The sequence below is a fragment of the Streptomyces malaysiensis subsp. samsunensis genome (assembly GCF_024519315.1).
Taxonomy (GTDB): Bacteria; Actinomycetota; Actinomycetes; order Streptomycetales; family Streptomycetaceae; genus Streptomyces; species Streptomyces malaysiensis.
This window is the reverse complement of record NZ_JANIIC010000012.1, coordinates 71,928-91,025: the sequence shown is the minus strand read 5'-3', so window position 1 is coordinate 91,025 and position 19,098 is coordinate 71,928. Positions and strand designations below refer to the sequence as shown.

The following is a 19,098-nucleotide window of genomic DNA, read 5'->3' as shown; positions in this document are numbered from 1 at the left end:
CTAGCCCTCCAAAATCCGTACGTAGTCACAGTGGTTGAACAATGCCGAGGCAGGCCGGCCGCCGGCCCCGGCCTCCGCCGAGCTGAGGCGGACGCTGCCGCGGGCGATCACCCGGGAGTCCGAGCCGACGATGTCCACGACGTCGCCGCTGCTGAACGACCCCTCGATCGCGTCGACGCTCCCGCCGAGCAGGGCTCGGCCCGACTCGATGGCCTGCTGCCCCGTGGCGTCGCAGACCACGGACCCGCTCGGGGGGTTCCGGAACGCACGCCACAGGCGGCCCAGATCGGGTGCGGCGGAGTGGGAGGTGCGCGGTGGGAAGACGGTCCCCGCCACCTCGTCGCCCCGGAAGGCCGCGACCAGGGCGGTGGAGTCCATGGCGTCGGCCACCACGGTGCGGACCCCGGCGTGCGTGGCGATCCAGCAGGCGCTCAGTTTCACGAGCATGCCGCCGGTTCCGCTGTCCCCGGTGGATCCCCCGGCCACCGCCTCGACCTCGGAGATCGGCCCCGTCACCTCGGCGATGCGCACGGCGTCCTCGCCGAGCAGCGGGTTGCCGTCGTAGAGGCCGGCCACGTTGGTGAGCAGCAGAAGCAGCCGCGCTTCGATGAACCCGCTGAGCAGAGCGGCCAGTACGTCGTTGTTGCGCACGCCCAGCGCGTCGTTCTCGTTGACGATGGGCACCATGCCCAGCGACCGCATCAGGTCGAGCGTGCGGCGGACGCCCCCACCGCGTTCCGGTGCGACGAGAGCGCGCGGCGTCAGCAGGATCTGTCCTGTTTCCAGGCCGTGCGCGGCAAATCGGGCGTGGAGCGCCGAGTACAGCACTCCCTGGCCGAGCGCCGCCGCGGTCTGTGCGGCCTCCGCCGTGTCCTGTGCCAAAGTGCTGTGCATGGTCCGGCCCAGTGCGATGGCCCCCGAGGTGACGAGCACCGGCGCCAAACCGGCCTCGATTCCCTTCGACACCGTCGCGCAGAGGGTGTCGAGCTTGACGGGGTCCACCCTTCCCCGAGTGATCAGGGACGAAGTTCCGACCTTGATGACGACCCGGTTGCCAGTGCCGTCGTTGATTCCATCCCGCATGGTCCCCTCGCCTGAACCTAGGCAGTCGATATGAGAGATCGGAGGGGCGGTGGCCGCTTCCAGGAAGAGATGGTTGCCGGGGGCGGTGTTCTCTCAATGTGCTGCCGATTCGCCGTCGCTGTCGGGCGCTCGCGCACCCGCGGAATTCAGCGCTTTCCATGACCTCTGCCCTTGCGCGGGCGGCTATTCGGCGCGTTGCGCCATGTCGCCAACTGGCTAAACTCGCCCACGGGCTGATGCCTGATCAATCGGGAAGGTCACTTGTTCGGGACTCACCCGACGTCGTGCTGTGTGCCCCGGCTACGAGGCGGATCGGAATCGGGAGTTCCTATGGCAGAACCTACGGTGTCCAGCACGTCGTCGCCGGGACTGTCCCCACAGTCGCCCCCGGCGGACGCCAGCACGCGCAACACCTGGGTGCTGGTGTCGTTCACCGCCGTGACCAACCTGACCGACGGCGTGACCAAGGTGGCGCTCCCTCTCATCGCCACGTCACTGACCGACTCACCCGCGCTGGTCTCGGGTGTGCTGCTCACCCTGACCCTGCCGTGGCTGCTGGTCGCGCTGCATGTGGGCGTGCTGGTCGACCGGTCCGATCGCCGCAAGCTGCTGTGGCTGGCCAACGCCATGCGCATGACCGTGGTGCTCGGCCTCTTCGCTGCCCTGGTGGCTGACGTGGTCAGCCTTCCCATGCTCTACGGGGGCGGGCTGATCCTCGGTGTCGCGGAGGTGATAGCCCTGACATCCGCCGCGGCGCTGGTCCCGGACGCCGTGGCACCGGCCGGTCGCGAGCGTGCCAACACCTGGGTGACAGCGGCGGAGACGCTGTGCAACGAGTTCGCCGGGCCGTTCGTGGGCGGCATCCTCGTCGCCGGGAGCGCTTCGATCGCGCTCGGCGCGACCATCGGCGGATATGCGTTGGCCATCCTCGTCCTTCCCTTCCTGGTGGGCCGGTTCCGGGTCCCGCGCCGCTCCGGCCAGCCGGAGTTGACCGTCAATCAGCAGATTGGCGAAGGTCTGCGGTTCCTGTGGAACCAGCGGCTGCTGCGGATGCTCTCGCTGACGGTCACCGGGCTCATCACCTGCTGGGCCGCCTGGTTCGCCCTCATGCCGCTGATCACGACGAAGGAGCTGGGCCTGAGCGCGGACCGTTACGGCATGCTCGTGGGGGCGCTGGGCGTCGGGGGTGTCGTGGGCACGATGAGCGTCGGCCTTGCCAACCGGCTCCTCGGCCGGCGGTGGGTCATGTTCGGAAACGTCTTCTTCTCCGCTTCCATGGTCGCTGTCCCGGCGTTGACCAGCAACGTCTGGGCCATCGGTGCGGCCGCGTTCCTCGGCGGCATGGGGGGCACGCTGTGGGTGGTCAACTCCCGCAGCATCAGTCAGACACTGGTGGGTGCCGAGTTGATGGGCCGCTACAGTGCCGCCGCCCGGCTCTTCTCCTGGGGCTCCATCCCGGTCGGTGCCGCGGTGTCGGGAGCGCTCGCCCAGTGGCTGGGGTACCGGGTGACGTTCGGCCTCTTCGCCGTGGCCACGGCGGTGGTCATCGTTCCCTTCCTGCGGGTCTTCACGCCGAAGGCACTCATCGAAGTCGAAGCGCGGATCGCTGCCCGCTGACGGTCGGGAGGAGGCCGGCTCTTTCGGCAAGCGACTCAGTACGTGACGGTCGACGCACGTCACAGGGCCGGCGCATCGACAGCACATCGAGAGAACAACTCGACTCGGAAGAATCGCCGTGCAGGCGTCGTAAGCGCCCGGCGGGGCCCCTTCGCGGGCCGCGCCCGCCGTTATCCGTTGCACGAGCGGTCCCACGCTCGGCGTACGAGCCATCGGCATGAGGTGGAGACAACGTGCTGATCACACCGACAGACCTTGATTCGAGGATCGCGCAATACGCCACGGCGGATTTCGTCGACTCCACATTGATCCAGGAGGCCGGTCTGGAGTCACTGTCGCTCCTGCGCCTTGCTGTTGAGGTCGCCGACGAGGACGCGGAGATCGATGCCGCGGGCCTGGTCGACGTACGGACGGTCGGGGACCTCAAGGTCTGGCTCATCAGCCTGTTCCCGAAGGACGCGGATGAGACCGGTGCCGCATGCTGAAGAACACCACGGCCCCTGGCGCGGCGGACCCGACCCTTCTGCCGCTGACCAATGCCCAGAAGGGGCTGCTCGTCGTCGACAGCAGGGTGCCGACCCGCGAGATCTACAACCAGATCATGCAGTTCGACCTCGATCCGCGGCTGTCGGACGATGCCGTGGACCATGCCCTCGCGGTACTGGTCACGGTTCAGCCGGCGCTGCGCCAGGTCTTCGGCCACCTGCCGAGGATGCATTCCAGATTCACCCCTCCGCCGGAGACGGGACATGTGCCGGTCGAGCGGGTGGACGTACCGCCGGAGGAGTACGCCGCCGCTGCCGAGGCATTGGCGAGGCGGCTCGGGCAACGCCCGTTCGACCTCGCGACAGGGCCGGCCTATCGATTCGGATACGTACGCGCCACTGACGGCTCCGCGGCCGCCATTCTGCTGTGCGGCCATCACCTCATCGGGGACGGGGTCTCGACGGGGCCGATCATCCGTGACCTGGAATCCGCGCTGACCTCGAAGCTCACCACGGAGGACATCGAAACGCTGCGCGAGGCACGCGAATCGGCCTTCCTCAGGGAACTCGAGGCGCAGAACCGGGCCTCCGGCTCGCCGGAGACGGCCGAGCACGTCAAGGTATGGGCCGAGCGGTTGCGTGCCGCACCGCCTCTTGTGCTGAACCCCCGGCCGGGGCGGCCGGAGGAGACGGACTTCTCCGGTGCACGCCTTTCGTGGCTGCTCAGTGAGCGAGAAGCGATCGACTTCCAGGAGACCTGCAAGCGGCTCTCCGTCACGCCCTTCGTCCTGCTGAGCGCCGTCTACGGGGCCGTACTCGCCCGGCACGGCGGTGTGTCCACGGTCCTGATCGGCAGTCCCCTGTCGGCCAGGCGCACGGTCCGCTCGTACGACCTCTGCGGCTTCTTCGTCAACACTCTGCCGGTCACGGTCGACGTGGACTGGTCGCGCACGGTGGACGAGCACATCGCCGGGACCGTCCGGGAAGCCGTCGACTACTGCCGCGGCAGGGTCTCCGTCACGCTCGACCAGCTCGTGGCGGGTGTCGGGCAGGACCGCACCAGCAACCGCAACCCCTTGTTCTCCTGCATGCTCGCGATGCAGGACACCTTCGACGGGAAATCGACCGGCGCCGTCGTCGGGGTGCGGGAGCCCGGCAACGGAACGGCGAAGTTCGACCTGTGGCTCGGTGCCACGAAGGTGGAGAGCCGCTGGTTGCTGGAGCTCGAGTACGACCGGCATCTGATATCGGAGGCTGCCGCGGACGCGCTGCTCGCGTCGCTGCGCACGGCACTGCGTCGCACGCTCGAAGACGGCACCCGTCCGCTGGCCGATCTGTTCACCGACTGGATCACCGATGGCGACCTTCCGGGCACGGCGGTCGAGCCGGCGGATGCCGGCCGTCCGGCACCGGTTCCGGCAGGCGGTCTCGCGGAGTGGATCGAGCAGGCCGCTCGCCGTACGCCCGACGCGATCGCCGTCGAGGAGCCCCTGCGGAACCTGACGTACGGCGAACTCCTGGCCGCCGCCGGGCGAACCGCCGACGGACTGTCCCGGCAGGGGGTCACGCCGGGGCAGGTCGTCGGCCTGTCCCTGGACGGGCTGTGCGACACCGTGATCGCGATGCTCGCGATCCTGCGCCGCGGTGCCACCTATCTGCCGCTGGACACGAGCCTGCCGTGGGAACGCCTCGCTCATATGGTGGACCAGGCAGGTTGTCGCCTGATCGTCGGCCGCGGCCCCGGCCTCCCCGGGACGCGCACCACCGGCCTGGCCGAACTCTCCGTCCCCGGCGACGGGCCCCGTGCCGTGGGCGGCTCCGCCGACTCGGCGGTGTACCTGATGTTCACCTCGGGATCGAGTGGTGTCCCCAAGGGGGTGGTGATGGGCCACCGGCCCCTGCTGAACCTGGCGGCGTGGCAGATCTCCGCCATGGAGCACGACGCGACGACGCGTTTCCTCCAGTACGCGCCCCTCGGCTTCGACGTCTCTTTCCAGGAGATCATTCCGACACTCGCCTCGGGCGGCACCGTCGTCTCCCGCGAGCCGGCCGACCGGCGGGACTTCCCGGCGCTGATCCGGCGCATCGAGGAGACACGGGCCAGCCACGTATTCCTGCCGGTGGCGGCCCTCCGCCCGTTCGTCCAGGCCGCACGGCGTGCCTCGGCCCGCTTTCCCGGCCTGCGGCGCGTCTGCGTCTCCGGTGAGCAGCTCCTCGTCGACGACGAGATCCGCCGGTTCTTCGCCGACCACCCGGAGTGTGTGCTCGTCAACCTCTACGGTCCCACCGAGACCAACGCCGCCACGGTGCACGAGATGCGGGGCGACGACGCGCGGTGGCCCGCCCACGCACCGATCGGCCGCCCGTTGCCGGGTGTCGCGGCGTACGTGGTCGACGGGACGGGCCATCTCGCACCCGTCGGCGTACCCGGCGAACTCCACCTCGGCGGCGTCAGCCCCGCAAACGGCTATCTCGACGCGGAACGGACCGTGGCCGGCTTCCTGCCCGACCGGTTCTCCGGCGACACCGCCTCGCGCATGTACCGCACAGGTGACCAGGTGGTGCGGGACGCCGACGGGACACTGATCTTCCTCGGCCGACGGGATGGCCAGACGAAGATCCGCGGTTACCGGGTGGAGCTCGGTGAAATCGAGGCGATCGCCAACACCGCGGCCGGAGTCAGGCAGTCCGTCGCGGTGGCGAGGGGGCTCGGGGCCGACCGCGAACTGGTCCTCTTCCTCGATGCGGAGCCGGGCGCCGACCCCGATCACGCGGAGCTCCAAGCCCGGATCTCCGCGGCACTGCCGTCGTACATGTCGCCGTCCTGGATCTTCGACACCGACGGGATACCGACGTCGCGCACCGGCAAGACCGACCGGGAGGCCCTGGCCGCCCTGGCGGACCGGCTCATCACCGAGCGGAAGACGAACGCGGCCACGACCGCGGTCGAATACGCCTCCGATCTGGAGCGCGGACTGGCCGCCATCTGGTCGTCGATCCTGGGGACGGACAGCATCGCCCGCGACCGGTCCCTGATCGATTACGGAGCCCACTCCCTGAACATCTTCACGGCCTTCGCCGAGATCGAGGAGGAGTACGGCACGACGGTCCCGGTACCCGAGTTCTTCCGGTCGCCCACCATCGCGACGCTCGCCGAACTCGTACGGGCGAGCCTGGCCGAAGGCGCCCGAAACGCGCGAGACGCCGACGGCGCAGAAGGCGAGGCCCGGGCATGACGGCCGCGGCCGTTGCCGGGACGACAGCGGCGACTCGGCCTCCGGCAGCCGTCGTCAGCGGCGGAACCCGCGGTATCGGCCTCGCCTTCAGCCGTCGTCTGGTGAAGCTGGGTTTCCGGGTGAACGCGCTGTACCGGTCCGACGAGGACGGTGCGCGCGGTGCGGTGCGGGAGTTGGGCCCCAGGCTGAACACCGTGCGGGTGGACCTGTCCGACGGAGCCTCGGTGGCCGAAGCGGCGGAGGCCGTTGTGGCGGAGTACGGGCCGCCGGTGGTTCTGGTCAACAACGCCGGGATGAACGTCGACCGTCCGTTCCTGGAGATGAGCCACGACGACTGGCGGCGGGTCATCGACACCAACCTCTCCGGTGTCTTCTATCTGACCCGCGCGCTCGCCCCGGCGATGGTGGCCTCCGACACCGACGCGACGATCGTCAACGTCGGCGCCACCACGGGCATCCGCCCCCGCCGCAACGGCGCCAACTACTGTGCGAGCAAGGCGGGTCTGCTGCATCTGACCAAGTGCCTCGCTCTCGAACTGGCCCCCCGCGTCCGGGTCAACTGCCTGATCCCCGGCAACACCGAGACCGACGAACTGGTCGAGCGGTTCAACCTGAACGATCCGGACGCCCGGCGCGGAATGCTCGACGAGATACCGCAGCGGCGGATCGCCGACCCGGAGGAGATCGCGAACGCCCTCGAATTCCTCGTCAGCCCGAACAGCGCGTATATGACGGGACAGAAGCTCGTCGTGGACGGCGGACAGTTCATGTGGTGACGGGCGCATGGCGGCACGTCCGGGCGCGAGCAGTACCCCACTCCTTGGACCTCTCGATCAGCGTCTCCTCCGGAAGGGAAGCACCATGACGACCCGCACCCTCTACGACTGGTTCCGGGCCTCCGCCGAGGCGAGTCCGGAGGACCCGGCCCTTGAGGTGCTCGACGTCACCCTCACCTACGCGGAACTGCGGGCCGCCGCGGAGTGGATGTCGGCCCGCATGGTCGAAGCGATGGGTGGCCGGCCCGATCGAGTGGGCCTGCTCACCTCGCGCACCGCGGTCAGCTATGTCGCCTATCTGGCGGTGCAGCGGCTCGGTGCCACCGCGGTGCCGCTGAATCCCGCCGCCCCGGCGTCGCGCAACGTCGACATCACCAAGGAGGGCGGACTCGATCTCACGGTGTTCGACGACACCGCGGGTGACGGCGCGGCGGAGTACCGGCGCGACGCCGGAGTACGGCTGCTCGACATGACGGGCGAGAAGTGGCGTCCGCTGCTCGCCCCCGACCCCTCGGACGACATCCCGGACCAGGTCCACCAGCCCGAGACCGGCACGGCGTACATCATCTTCACCAGCGGAACCACCGGCAGGCCCAAGGGCGTGCCCACCACGTACGCCAGCGTGAACGCGTTCCTCACGGAGGTCATTCCGCGCTATGAACTCGGCCCCGGCTGCCGGGTTTCGCAGAACTTCGAGATGTCCTTCGACGGTTCGGTGTCCGAGATGTTCAGCACCTGGGGGTCCGGTTCGACCCTCTGCGTGGCGCAGCACGGTGATGTGTTCACCCCGGTGCGGATCGTCAACACCAGGCGGCTCACCCACTGGATGTCGGTGCCGTCCGTCATCTCCTTCGCCAAGCGCCTGCGGGCGCTGGCCCCCGGAAGCATGCCCACGCTGCGGCGTGGCCTGTTCGGCGGGGAGAGGCTCGGCGTCGACCAGGCCGAGGCTTGGTGCGCCGCGGCGCCGAACGCGGTCATGACCAACTGCTACGGCCCGACAGAGACCACGATCGTCATCACCGGGTACGAGGTTCCACGGGAGCGGGCCGACTGGCCGGAGACCACCAACCGGTCCATCCCCATCGGCCTCCCGCACCCGCGTATGGACTGGCTCCTGCTGGACGAGGACCTGCGGCCCGCCGACGACGGTGAGCTGTGTGTGCGTGGCCCGCAGCGCTTCCCCGGCTATCTGGACCCCGGGGAGAACGCCGGGCGGTTCGTCCTGATGGAATCGGGCTCGGACGCCGACTCGGACCGCGGCCGCGTCCACGACGGCCGGGAGCCGGTGACGCCGGAACACTACTACCGCACCGGCGACCGGTGCCGGCTCGAGGGCGGCGAACTGGTCCACCTCGGACGCGTCGACGGACAGGTCAAGATCCGCGGCAACCGGATCGAACTCGGTGAGATCGAGTCGGCGCTGCGGTGTCACCTCTCGATCGAGGAGGCCATAGTCCTCGTCGTCCCCGCCGCTGATGGCGAGAACGAACTGCGCGCCGTGTACACCGGCAAGGAGGTCCCGGCGGACGAATTCACGAAGCTGGTCTCCGCCCTGCCCCGCTATATGCATCCGCGCAGCTACCACCACCGCGAGTCGCTCCCGCTGACCACCGTCGGGAAGGTGGACCGCAAGCGGCTGACCGACGAGTTCGCGGCCTGACGAGGGTTCAGTGTCCGACCCGACCAGTTGTACAAGTCACCGAGTGACCGAGGAGACGAGTGTGACCGCCAGACCTCTGGTCATCCCGGCGACGGCCCAACAGGCCGCCCGCTGGCATGCGTTGCGGAGCGCCAGGGACCGTTCCGTGTACCACATCACCTGGCGACTGGGGTGCGCCGGACGCGTAGACTTCGACGCCCTCGCCGCCGCCTGGCAGGCGGTGACGGACCGCCACGACAGCCTGCGCGCCCGGTTCGTGGCGCACGACGGCGAGTTGGACATGGTCATCCAACCGGCCGTGGACGTTACCGCGCGGCTGATCGAACCGGACGTACCGGACGTTGGTCAGGCCGCTCAGGAGTTCCTGCGCCTCGCCGTGGAACTCCACACACAGGAGTTCCACCTGGACGCGGGCCCCTTGGCCCGGCTGGCCCTGGTCAGGATCGGGGCGCGGGAAGAACTGATCCTGACGGTCCATCACATCATTGTGGACGGCTGGGGGACGACCGTTCTGCTCAACGACCTCTCCGCCGCGTACGCGAGCTTGGTCCGAGGCGAGAAGCCGGTCTTCATCAGCGACGCCGTCACTTTCCACGGCTACGCCGAGAAGCTGCGCTCGGAGGAAGAACGGGGCCGATGGCGACGAAGCCTCGACCATTGGCGTACGGCACTCGACGGGGCCGTCCTCACCACGGTGGCCCACGATCGCGAGCCCCGCCGGCCCACGGCGGTCGGCGATCCCGGCAGGACCGTGCAATACCGGTTCACCGCGCAGGCCGACTCGGGACGTGCGGCACTGGCCCAGGAACTCGGTGCCACTCCGTTCTCCGTGATGCTGGCCGCCTGGCAGATCGTTCTGGCGCGGGGCGGGGAACGCGAGCTGACCGTCGGGGTCATCACCATGAACCGGAGCACCCGCAGCGAGCAGGCACTGGTCGGATTCGTCAGCAACTCCTGCCTGGTCCGCGCTACGGTCGACGATCAGGCATCGATCCGTGAGGTGGCCACGGCGGCACGGGACGCGACCTGGAACCTGCTGGCCCACCAGGGCGTGCCCTTCCCGGTCGTGCACGCGGCCCTCCCGGAGGAGACCCGGTCACGCCTGACCAACATCAAGCTGACCCTCAACTACCTCGGGCCGATCGGCCGGAACCTGACGCTCGGCGACATCGGCCTGACCATGCTCCAGGGTCCGAACCGCGCCGCCCGTGCCGACATGACCGTCGCCTACTGGGACGGCGACGACGGGACCCTCGCCGAGATCGAGTACAACACCGAGGTCTACGAGGAGGAGACCGTGGTGCGGATGATGCGCGACATGGATGACGTCCTGGTCATGGCCGCGGCGGACGTGGACCGCCCGGTGGGCGGAGTCCGGGTGCTGACCCGGTCCGTTCCCGCCGCACGGTAGATCCGCTCGCGCCCAACACGCAGCGCATTCTGTCAAGAGATTCGATCAAGGTCCCGGTCCTGTCGGACGTGACCAGGGCGTTGAGAGTTTCCCGCTCTCGGCGGTACCACGCTCCCAGAGTCGGCCTCGGCTGTTCCCGCGCGGCGATGGCGTAGTGGTCGACAACGCGTTGTACGGCCTCGGTGGCCTCGTGGTCCGAACCTGTGATCTCTCGCGCCAGGGCCCGGACACTCTGCGGAACGCGGTAGCGGTCGATCGCGAGCGACTCGATGAGCCCGGCATCGACAAGCCGCTCGGCGATCTTGTGCGCCTCACCCTCCGTCGTACTGAGAAGCACCGCCAGTGCCTCGACGGTGACAATGGTCAGATCCAGGAAGCCCAGTCTCCGCAGTGCCGTCACCGTTGTCACCGCCGTCCCGCCTGACTCATCGGACAGTAGGGGGAGACTCGCCAGCAGTGAGTCGCGCAGGCTGACGTTGCCGCCGGCCAGGAAGTCGAGCCGCTGGTGCGGCTCGGCCACATACCGTGCGAAATCCGCGACCGACCAGTCGGGCCGTGTCGCGAGCCGGTCGGCGGCGAGGCGGAGCGCGAAGGGCAGGTAATCGCAGGACCTGGCGAGTGCGGAAGCGGGGGCGGGTTCCGCGTCGATGCGCGCTACGCCAACGCTCCGCCGGAGCAGGTCGATCGATGCGGACACGGTCAGCCGTCCCAGACGCAGATGCATGAGGCCGTCCATGCCTCCTATGGGCGAGCGGCTCGTGATGAGAAGCGAGCAGCCGGGCGGCGCGGAGCGGAATCCCTGGATCTGGTCGGAGTCGCGGACGTTGTCGAGCACGATCAAAGCCCTGCCCCCGGCCGGACCGGCCCACGTATGCGTTGCCGCCGCGCCACCGCCGCCCTGCTCTGTTCCGAACGAACGCAGCACAAGCCGCATCGCCTGGTCGGGCCGCAGGGCGGAGTCGCCTGTCGTACCCCGCATGTCCACATAGACCTGCCCGCCGGGGAAGTCACCGGCCGCGGCATGCGCGGCCGCGATCGCCAAGGCACTCTTGCCCGATCCCGCCAGCCCGTGGATCGCGACCGCCGGGCGTCCTTCCGCCAAGTAGGCGACGGTCGTGGCCAGTTCGGATGTCCGGCCGACGAACAGCGAGGGTTGGTGCGGGAGCGGACACGGTGCCGCCACCGATGACACAGCACGCTCCCTGGGACCGGATGCCGTCGCGCCATGCGGGGCGCCCCGGTCGTTCAGACGCGGATCCTCTTCCAGGATGCGCTGCTGAAGCTCGCGCAGTGGCCGGCTCGGATCGATCCCCAGCTCGTCGGCGAGCAGGTGGTGGAGGTCCCGGTACGCCCCCAGCGCCTCGGCCTGTTGGCCGGTCCCGTACAGCGCCATCATCAGGTGCTCGTGGAGCCGTTCGCGCAACGGATGCTGGGCGACCAGGAGTTTGAGTTCGGGCAGTACGTCCTCGTGTTGCCCCAAGGCGATCCGCACGCCGAAGTTCGCCTCCATCACCGCCAGCCGGGACTCCTCCAGACGGGCGGACTCGGCCATGATCGAGGAGGTGAGGGCAACGTCGGCGAGGGGCGAGCCCCGCCAGAGTTCCAGCGCGGCGCTGAACGACTTCATGGCCTCGACCAGATTCCCCGAGGCGCGCTGCGTGCGGCCGGCGGCGACGAGTGACTCGTACTCGTGGAGGTCGAGGCTCCCGGGAGACACGGCCAGTTGGTACCCGGCGGGCCGGGTGAGAAGGGTCTGCCCGGCGGGGTCGCCGATGGCGGCGCGCAGCCGCCACACACAGCCGGCCAGCAAGCGGCCCACGTGGCTGGAGGGTCCGTCGCTCCACAGCTCCGAGTGCAGCTGCTGTGCGGGAACCAGATGGTTCGCGTTGAGGAGCAGTAGTGCCATGAGCGCGCGCTGCTTGGCGGCCTTGATGGGGACCCAGTTGTCGCCGTCGTGGTACTCGACCGGCCCCAGAATGCGGAACTTGATCGATGGTTGACTCATCGTTCGCCTCCCTGTCTCGGATCTCGCCGGCCCGGACGGCGACGATCGGTGTGTCGGGCCGACTGCGTGGGCTCAGTCCGACAGGACCAGCCGGGGGGCGTGGATCTCCAGCCAGGTCGCCAAGTCGAGCCAGCGCTCCAGGCCGGTGCGGGTCGCGCCGTCGACCTCGTCGGCGGTCCGGGCCACCGTCTGCTGCACCCACGCCTGGTCGGTGAGCGTGTGCACGGCGTGACCCCGGTCGGCGAGCACCTCCTTGGCGTGCTGCTGGAGCGCGGCCGTGTAGAACGGGTCGCGGGTGGACGGGTAGGGGGCCTTGCGGCGCTCCACCACCGACCGCGGCAGCAGATCGGCGGAGGCCGCCCGCAGCAGGCTCTTCTCGCGGCCGTCGAAGGTCTTCATCGACCACGGCGTGTTGAAGACGTACTCGACCAGCCGGTGGTCGCAGAACGGCACCCGGACCTCCAGACCCACGGCCATGCTGAGCCGGTCCTTGCGGTCCAGCAGGATGCGCAGGTACCGGGTCAGGTGCAGGTAGCACACCAGCCGCATCCGCGCCTCGAACGCGTCCTCGCCGGCCAGCCGGGGGGCTTCCGCGACCGCCTCCGCGTACCGCCGGCGGATGTAGCCGGGCAGGTCGAGGGCGGCCAGCAGGCCCTTGTCGTACACCCCGGTGCCGGTGTGCGGGCTGGTCACATGCGTGTGGTCGACCCAGGGGAAGGTGTCGGCTCGCTGGGCCTCGGGCTGGTGCAGCCACTTGTAGCCGCCGAACACCTCGTCGGCGGACTCTCCGGACAGGGCGACAGTGGAACGTTCCCGGATCGCCTTGAACAGCAGGTAGAGGGAGTTGTCGGCGTCGCCGAACCCCGTCGGCAGGTCCTTCGCGGCCACCACGGCCCGCCGTACGGCCGGATCGGCCATGCTCTGGGCGTCGAACACGAGGTTCTCGTGCGCGGTGCCGCAGTGCGCGGCGGTCTCCTTGGCGAACGGGGCGTCGGCGTCCGCCCGGAAGGGGTCGGCGGTGAAGTTCTCCTCGTGCCGGGCGAAGTCGACGGAGAAGCTGCGGATCTGCTCGCTGTCGCCGAGTTCCCGCTGGGCGAGCGCGGTGATGGCGCTGGAGTCGAGGCCGCCGGAGAGCAGGGTGCAGCGCGGCACGTCGGTGACCAGCTGGCGGCGCACGATGTCGGTGAGCAGCTCCCGCACCCGGGCGACGGAGGCGGCCCTGTCGTCGGTGTGCTCGGTGGCCTCCAGCCTCCAGTAGGTGTGGGTGCGTTCGCCGCCGCGGTCGATGGTGACCAGGGTGCCCGGCCGGATCTCCCGCATGCCGCGCCACACGGCGTGCCCGGGGGTGCGGATCCAGGCGAACGCCTCCCGCAGCCCGTCGAGGTCGACCGCCTTCTCCGCGCAGGGGTTCGCGAGGATGGCCTTGGGCTCGGAGCCGAAGAGCACTCCGTCCTGGGTCGGGTAGTAGTACAGCGGTTTGACGCCGAGGCGGTCCCGGACGAGCAGCAGCCGCTCGGTGCGGCCGTCCCAGACGACGAAGGCGTACATGCCGTTCAGCCGCTCGGCCAGCGCCTCGCCCCACTCCAGGTAGGCGTGCAGCACGACCTCGGTGTCGCTGCGGGTGCGGAAGGTGTGGCCGCGGTGGCGCAGTTCGTCGCGCAGCTCGACGAAGTTGTAGATCTCGCCCGTGTAGGCGAGGGCCACCTCGCCGCCGCCGGTGTCGTAGGACATCGGCTGGCGGCCGCCCTCGATGTCGATGACGGCGAGCCGGCGGTGGCCGAGTGCCACGTGCGGCCGGGCCCACAGGCCGGAGTCGTCCGGGCCGCGGCAGGCCATGGTCGCGGTCATGGCGGCGACCGTCTCCCGCTCCCTTCGCAGGTCCCGTCCGTAGGAGACCCAACCGCTCAGACCGCACATGGCGTTCGCCTTTCTGTGTGACGTCGTATTACGTCTCGGGCCCCGGGCGGGGTCGTCAGCCGAGGTGGTGGGGGAGTGGGATGTCCGGTGCGAGCGCGGGGTCGGGCACCGGGGCGCCGCGTACGAGGCGCACGGGGACGACGCCCGCCCACAGGCCGAGCGCGGCGTCGGGGCTGTCGCCGTCGTCCGGCGGTCCGGTGCGTAGCTTGACCGACGCCTCTTCCAGGCTCAGGGCCAGCAGCGTCGTCGCGGCCAGTTCCTTGCGGCTGGGGCGGCGGGCGTAGTCCCACTGGCCGGGTTGGGCCTGCTCGGTGATCAGGCGCAGCCCGGCCAGGGTCTCCTCCGGGTCGGTGACCGGGCGTGGGACGCCGTAGATCATGGCGCTGCGGTAGTTGACGCTGTGCTCGAAGAGCGAGCGGGCCAGCACGATCCCGTCGACGTGGGTGACGGTCACGCAGACGGTCTGGCCCGGGGCCGACGTCAGGCTGCGCGCGGCGACGGAGCCGTGGAAGTAGAGGGTGTCCTCGGCGGCGCCGTACACGGTGGGTACGACCACGGGGGCGCCGTCGACGACGACGCCGAGGTGGCAGACGAACCCGGCGGCGAGGACGGCGTCCAGGTCCGCGCGGGCGGTGCGGCCCTTCTCCTTCATACGGCGCAGACGCGTCCGGTCCGTGACCGGGAGTTCGGCGCCGAGGGGCTGGTGCGGGGAAGTGCTCAAGGTGTCACCTTCGCTGTGTGCCGGGGGCGGAGCGGTCACGGTGTGGCGCCCTCCCACCGCAGCAGACACCGCACGGCGACCGCCGCCTCTTCGGCGGCGCCCGGCGCCGTCTTGAAACCGGCTCCGGACCAGCACGCGGCCACCACGACCGGGGGCTCACCGGGAAGAAGGCCCAGGAACGGCCCGTCAGGATGGTACAGGTCGGCCCCGAACCGCCCGCCCAGGTACGGCGCTCGGGGGACCCAGGGCCAGCGGTGGACGACCCCGGCGCGGATATGGGCGACCTGCTCGTCGGTGAGGGCGTCGCCGGCGCCGGCCGACACGTCCCACTCCTCGACCGGCCGGCCGGTCAGCTGACCGCCGGCGAACGGCTCGTCCAGCTGCGGGCGGCCCCAGATGCCGCAGGTCAGGTCGCTGACCGCGGGCAGTGGCCGACCGGGTCCGCGGAAGAAGGCGTACCGGATGCGTTTGGTGCGGGGGGCCGGGCCGCCGGGGCGGGGCGGCAGCCGGTCGCCGAGCAGCGCCGGGGTCCCGCCGCCCGCCGCCACCACGGCACAGCGGGCGGTCAGCTCGCCCGCCGGGGTGCACACGCGCACCCCGCGCCGGTGCGGCTCCAGGGCGTGCACCGGTCCCGGGGACAGCAGGACGGCCCCGTGCCGCAGGGCCCGGGCGAGATACAGCGCGGCGGTGCCGCCCGGGTCGGCGTAGCCGCCGCCCGGCTCCCACACCGCGGCGGCCACGCCGTCCGCCGTCAAGTCGGGCCAGCGCACGCTCAGTTCGCGGGGCGTGAGCAGTTCCGCCTTGATCCCGGCCGCGGACAACTCGCCGATGCCGCGTTCGGCCTCGGCGACGTCGTCGGGGCCCAGCAGCACCACCGAACCGGTGCGGCGGAACCCGGCCGACCGGGGCGGGGAGGCGGCGCCCCACAGCAACTGGTGGCTGCGCACGGCCAGGGCGCGTACGACGGGCTCCGGTTCGTACGCCCGGACCAGGCCCCCGGAGGCGCGGGTGGCCGACCCGGCGTCGGGACCGAGGTCGGCGACCGCCACGCTGAAGCCCGCCGAGGCCAGTTCCGCCGCGGTGGCGGCGCCCACCGCACCGGCGCCGACGACCACGACGTCGTACCCGGTGACCGGGGCTCCGGTCGGGCGTGGTGCTGCCGGGGCCGAGAGCAGGGCGACCGGGACGACCTCCCAGCCGGCGTCGTCGTCCGCGTCGACGGGATCGCCGTCCGCGTCGAAGGAGAGGCGGGCGGCCGCGCGGACGGCCGCGAGGAGCCGGTCACCCGTGGCGGCCGGGTCCGAGCGCAGGGCCCGCACGAGCGCCGCGAAGGCCGCCTCGACCTGGAGGTGCGGGCCGCCGCGCAGCCGTACGACCCGGGCGGAAGACGCCGGGTCGCCGAGCAGATCGGCGAATTCCGCCACGGCGCAGTCGTCGGTGAAGAACAGCGGTCCGTCGTGCCCGTCCGCGCGCAGGCGCCGGGCCGTGTCCGCCGCGCCGTGGTGGGTGCCGCAGACGACGAGAGCCTGGCCCGTCGCGGCCGGGTCCGGGGACAGGGCGGCGAACCGTTCGGCGAGCCGGCGCCCGTAGGGGCTGCCATCGTCGACGGCGGCCAGGGTGCCGATGCCGAGGTCCTGGGCGGCCCGGCGGATCGCGGCGGGCTGACCCAGGTCGTGCGGGCACCAGCGCAGCGCTCCGCCGCCGCCGGAGGCGAGCAGGTCCGGGTCGGTGGCCAGCGGCAGCAGCACCGGGAGACCGGCCCGCCGGTAGTGCGGCAGGGCCCGTGCGGCGCCCAGGCTGTTGAAGTGCCCGATGACGGCTCGCACGACGGGCTCGGCCGTCAGGGCACGCGCGACGCGTTCGGCCGCGTCGGCGTCGCCCCGGTCGTCGTGGAACTCCCAGACGACGCCCGGATCGCCGTGGTCGGCGGCGGCCCGGGTGAGCAGCTCGCCCCAGGCCGCCCGCGGACCGCTGAAGGGTCCGACGACGGCCACACGGACCTCGGTGTCGTCCTGTCGTGCCATGACCTCAGTCACCGAAGACCGGGCGGTCGGGCACTGTCAGCGGCCGGCCCGGCGGGGGCGGGGTCAGCGCGTCCGCGTCGACCGCGCGGTCCGCGTCCTCGCCCAGCAGCGCGGCGAGCCGTGCCGCACCGGCCGGCATGACGGGCGCGGCCCACGCCGACAGGGCGCCGGCGACGGCCAGTTGGGCGGTCAGGGCGGCACGGTGCGCGGAGGGCGACCGGTCCCGCTCGTGCTCGTGGACGTACCAGAAGTCGTTCGCGCCGGCGACGATCTCGTCGAGGAGGGCGACGACACGGCGTGTGTCGAAGCCCTCGACGCCGTAGGCCTCGCGCAGCTCCGCCACGGTGCGCTCCAGCCAGGCCCGCAGCCGCTGCCAGGCGGGTCCCTCGGGCCTCTCCTCGGGGACCCGGCCGTCGCTGTGGCGGGCGACCGCCGCGAAGAGCCGCTCCAGCCAGCCGTTCCACTGGGCGGTCAGCAGCGCCTGGGTGCGTTCCAGGTCCGCGCGGGTGAAGCTGGTCTGGCGGCCGTTGGGCCGGTCGGCGAGCACATGGTGGCGCAGGACGTCGGAGCCGGCCTCGGCGAGCGCCTCGTGGACCCAGATGGCGTGCCGTCGGCTGGTCGAGAACTTCGCCCCGTCCAGCTGGTAGAACTCGTTGACCACGAAGGCCCGCGCCAGGGCGGCCCCGGGGTACAGGGCGGCGTACAGGGCGGGGAACAGCACCGCGTGGAAGTAGCCGTTGTCGAAGCCGAAGAACTGCACGGGGGCGGGCCAGTCGCCCTTCTCCCGCTCCTGCTCGGGCAGCTCCCACAGATAGCCAGGCGCCATCTCGAACCACACATAGGCCCGCTGGTCCTCGAAGCCGGGCACGGTCACCGGCACGCCCCACTCGCCGGGGTGGCTCACCGCGATCTCCGGCAGCCCGTGGGCAAGCATCCGGTCGCACAGGGCCCGCAGATGCGGCGGCATGTCGACCTCTGCCCAGAACGCCTCCAGCCGGTCGGCGAGCGGTGCCAGCGGGAAGTACAGCCGGGCGGCGTCGCGGATCTCGGCCGGGGTGTCGCAGATGGTGCACCGCGGCTCTCCCAGATCGGCGCAGTCGTTGGGCCGGCCGCACGGCTCGCAGGCGTTGCCGTTGGACGAGGAGCCGCAGTGCGGGCACTTGCCCGTCAGGTACGCCTCGTACAGCCAGCGCTCGCACGGGGCGCAGTACGGCAGCGGCCGGGTACGGGCGACGACGTGCCCGGCGTCGTGGAGGCGGCGCAGGAAGTCCTGGACGTAGGCGAGGTAGCCGTCCTCCTCGCGCGGACGCACCACGCGGTCGAAACCGACCTCGGCCCGCTGCCAGACCCGGGCGATGGACGCGCCGTAGCCGTCGGCGATCTCCTCGCCGGTGCGCCCGCCGTCCTTCAGACCGCGCACCGGGACATAGCTCTGGTGGTCGTCCAGGCCGGTGGTGTAGCGGACCTCGGTCCCGTCGGCGGTGAGGAAGCGGCGCAGTACGTCGCCGGCGACGTAGGGTCCGGCGATGTGACCGATGTGAAGGTCGCCGTTGGGGGTGGGCGGGGTGGCGGTGATCCAGACCGGAGCGCTCACGCGGTCCCCTCCGCACCCTCGGTCCGCTTCGGCTCGTGCAGCGGCCAGTAGACCGAGAGCCAGGTCAGGGTCCCGGACCCCGGATTGTGCACGACGTGCTCCTGGTTGCGGGGCAGGACGACCACGTCTCCGGTGGTGAACCCGGCCTTTTCGCCGGCGAGGTCGAGGCTGCCGGAACCGGAGAGGATCACCATGACCTCGTCCTGGTCGTGGCAGTCGGGGTCCGAGGAGGCGCCGGCCGGTAAGAAGCAGGCCATGCCGCCGAAAGGCGGTTCCTCCTGGCCCTCCTGTGCTTGCCAGGGAATGATCCGCTGGCACGCCATGCCGAACTCGCTGACAGCGGCGCCTTCATGTATCCGAAATTTGGTGATCATGCATTATCCATATCCCGTAAAGGAGCGCTCGGCTGGTGGGGCAGGGGCAATTGCATGCCTTTTTCCGTCCCGGTCGACTGTGCGTGCCGACCTCGGCGTTGAGCCAGCGGAGTCGGGCGACCTTACAGGAGGGTGTCACCGACCAAAGGGTGTAATAGGTGGTTATATTGAACCATTTGGCAGGGTGGGGCACGT

At 70.8% G+C, this 19,098-nt stretch carries 13 protein-coding genes; 6 read left to right on the top strand and 7 right to left on the bottom strand.

Annotated features, from left to right (window positions below; translation table 11 throughout):
* Positions 1–1,083 carry a glutamate 5-kinase gene (proB, locus tag NQU54_RS13180; protein WP_257631219.1) on the bottom strand — a complete coding sequence of 361 codons (1,083 nt, stop codon included), beginning with the start codon at positions 1,081–1,083 and terminating at the stop codon, positions 1–3.
* A 330-nt stretch (positions 1,084–1,413) separates the two neighbouring features.
* Here proB and NQU54_RS13175 point away from each other — a divergent pair, with 330 nt between their 5' ends.
* The 6 genes from NQU54_RS13175 (at position 1,414) to NQU54_RS13150 (ending at position 10,268) form a co-directional block, all read left to right on the top strand.
* On the top strand, positions 1,414–2,700 hold the full coding sequence (locus NQU54_RS13175) for an MFS transporter (protein ID WP_257631218.1): 1,287 nt from the start codon (positions 1,414–1,416) through the stop codon (positions 2,698–2,700).
* 233 nt (positions 2,701–2,933) lie between these two features.
* Entirely contained in the window at positions 2,934–3,185 is a 252-nt protein-coding gene (locus tag NQU54_RS13170; protein WP_197710358.1) for a hypothetical protein, read from the top strand.
* A complete protein-coding gene (locus NQU54_RS13165) occupies positions 3,179–6,421 on the top strand; it encodes a non-ribosomal peptide synthetase (protein ID WP_257631217.1) in 3,243 nt (1,080 codons plus the stop codon). The genes NQU54_RS13170 and NQU54_RS13165 overlap by 7 nt, the downstream gene beginning before the upstream one ends.
* Entirely contained in the window at positions 6,418–7,197 is a 780-nt protein-coding gene (locus NQU54_RS13160) for an SDR family NAD(P)-dependent oxidoreductase (RefSeq protein WP_257631216.1), read from the top strand. The genes NQU54_RS13165 and NQU54_RS13160 overlap by 4 nt, the downstream gene beginning before the upstream one ends.
* A gap of 85 nt (positions 7,198–7,282) precedes the next feature.
* A complete protein-coding gene (locus NQU54_RS13155) occupies positions 7,283–8,857 on the top strand; it encodes an AMP-binding protein (protein ID WP_257631215.1) in 1,575 nt (524 codons plus the stop codon).
* Between the two features lie 61 nt (positions 8,858–8,918).
* Positions 8,919–10,268, top strand: a complete 1,350-nt coding sequence (locus NQU54_RS13150; protein ID WP_257631214.1) for a condensation domain-containing protein — start codon at positions 8,919–8,921, stop codon at positions 10,266–10,268.
* Here the strand turns inward: NQU54_RS13150 and NQU54_RS13145 are convergent.
* The 6 genes from NQU54_RS13145 to NQU54_RS13120 all read right to left on the bottom strand — a co-directional run bounded on the left by NQU54_RS13145 (position 10,192) and on the right by NQU54_RS13120 (position 18,903).
* Entirely contained in the window at positions 10,192–12,273 is a 2,082-nt protein-coding gene (locus NQU54_RS13145; RefSeq protein ID WP_257631213.1) for an AfsR/SARP family transcriptional regulator, read from the bottom strand. The genes NQU54_RS13150 and NQU54_RS13145 overlap by 77 nt on opposite strands.
* Before the next feature lie 72 nt (positions 12,274–12,345).
* Positions 12,346–14,190: an asparagine synthase (glutamine-hydrolyzing) gene (asnB, locus tag NQU54_RS13140; protein WP_257631212.1), complete on the bottom strand. Its 1,845-nt coding sequence runs from the start codon at positions 14,188–14,190 to the stop codon at positions 12,346–12,348.
* A gap of 55 nt (positions 14,191–14,245) precedes the next feature.
* Complete coding sequence (locus NQU54_RS13135) at positions 14,246–14,842, bottom strand: pyridoxamine 5'-phosphate oxidase family protein (protein WP_257631290.1); 597 nt, start codon at positions 14,840–14,842, stop codon at positions 14,246–14,248.
* Positions 14,843–14,946: 104 nt separating this feature from the next.
* Positions 14,947–16,935, bottom strand: coding sequence for an FAD-dependent oxidoreductase (locus tag NQU54_RS13130; RefSeq protein WP_257631211.1), 1,989 nt, complete (start codon positions 16,933–16,935; stop codon positions 14,947–14,949).
* A gap of 4 nt (positions 16,936–16,939) precedes the next feature.
* Complete coding sequence (locus tag NQU54_RS13125; protein WP_257631210.1) at positions 16,940–18,529, bottom strand: methionine--tRNA ligase; 1,590 nt, start codon at positions 18,527–18,529, stop codon at positions 16,940–16,942.
* The gene (locus tag NQU54_RS13120) at positions 18,526–18,903 is read right to left on the bottom strand and encodes a cupin domain-containing protein (protein WP_069871866.1); all 378 of its coding nucleotides are present in this window, start codon (positions 18,901–18,903) and stop codon (positions 18,526–18,528) included. The genes NQU54_RS13125 and NQU54_RS13120 overlap by 4 nt, the downstream gene beginning before the upstream one ends.
* Between the last annotated feature and the right edge of the window lie 195 nt (positions 18,904–19,098).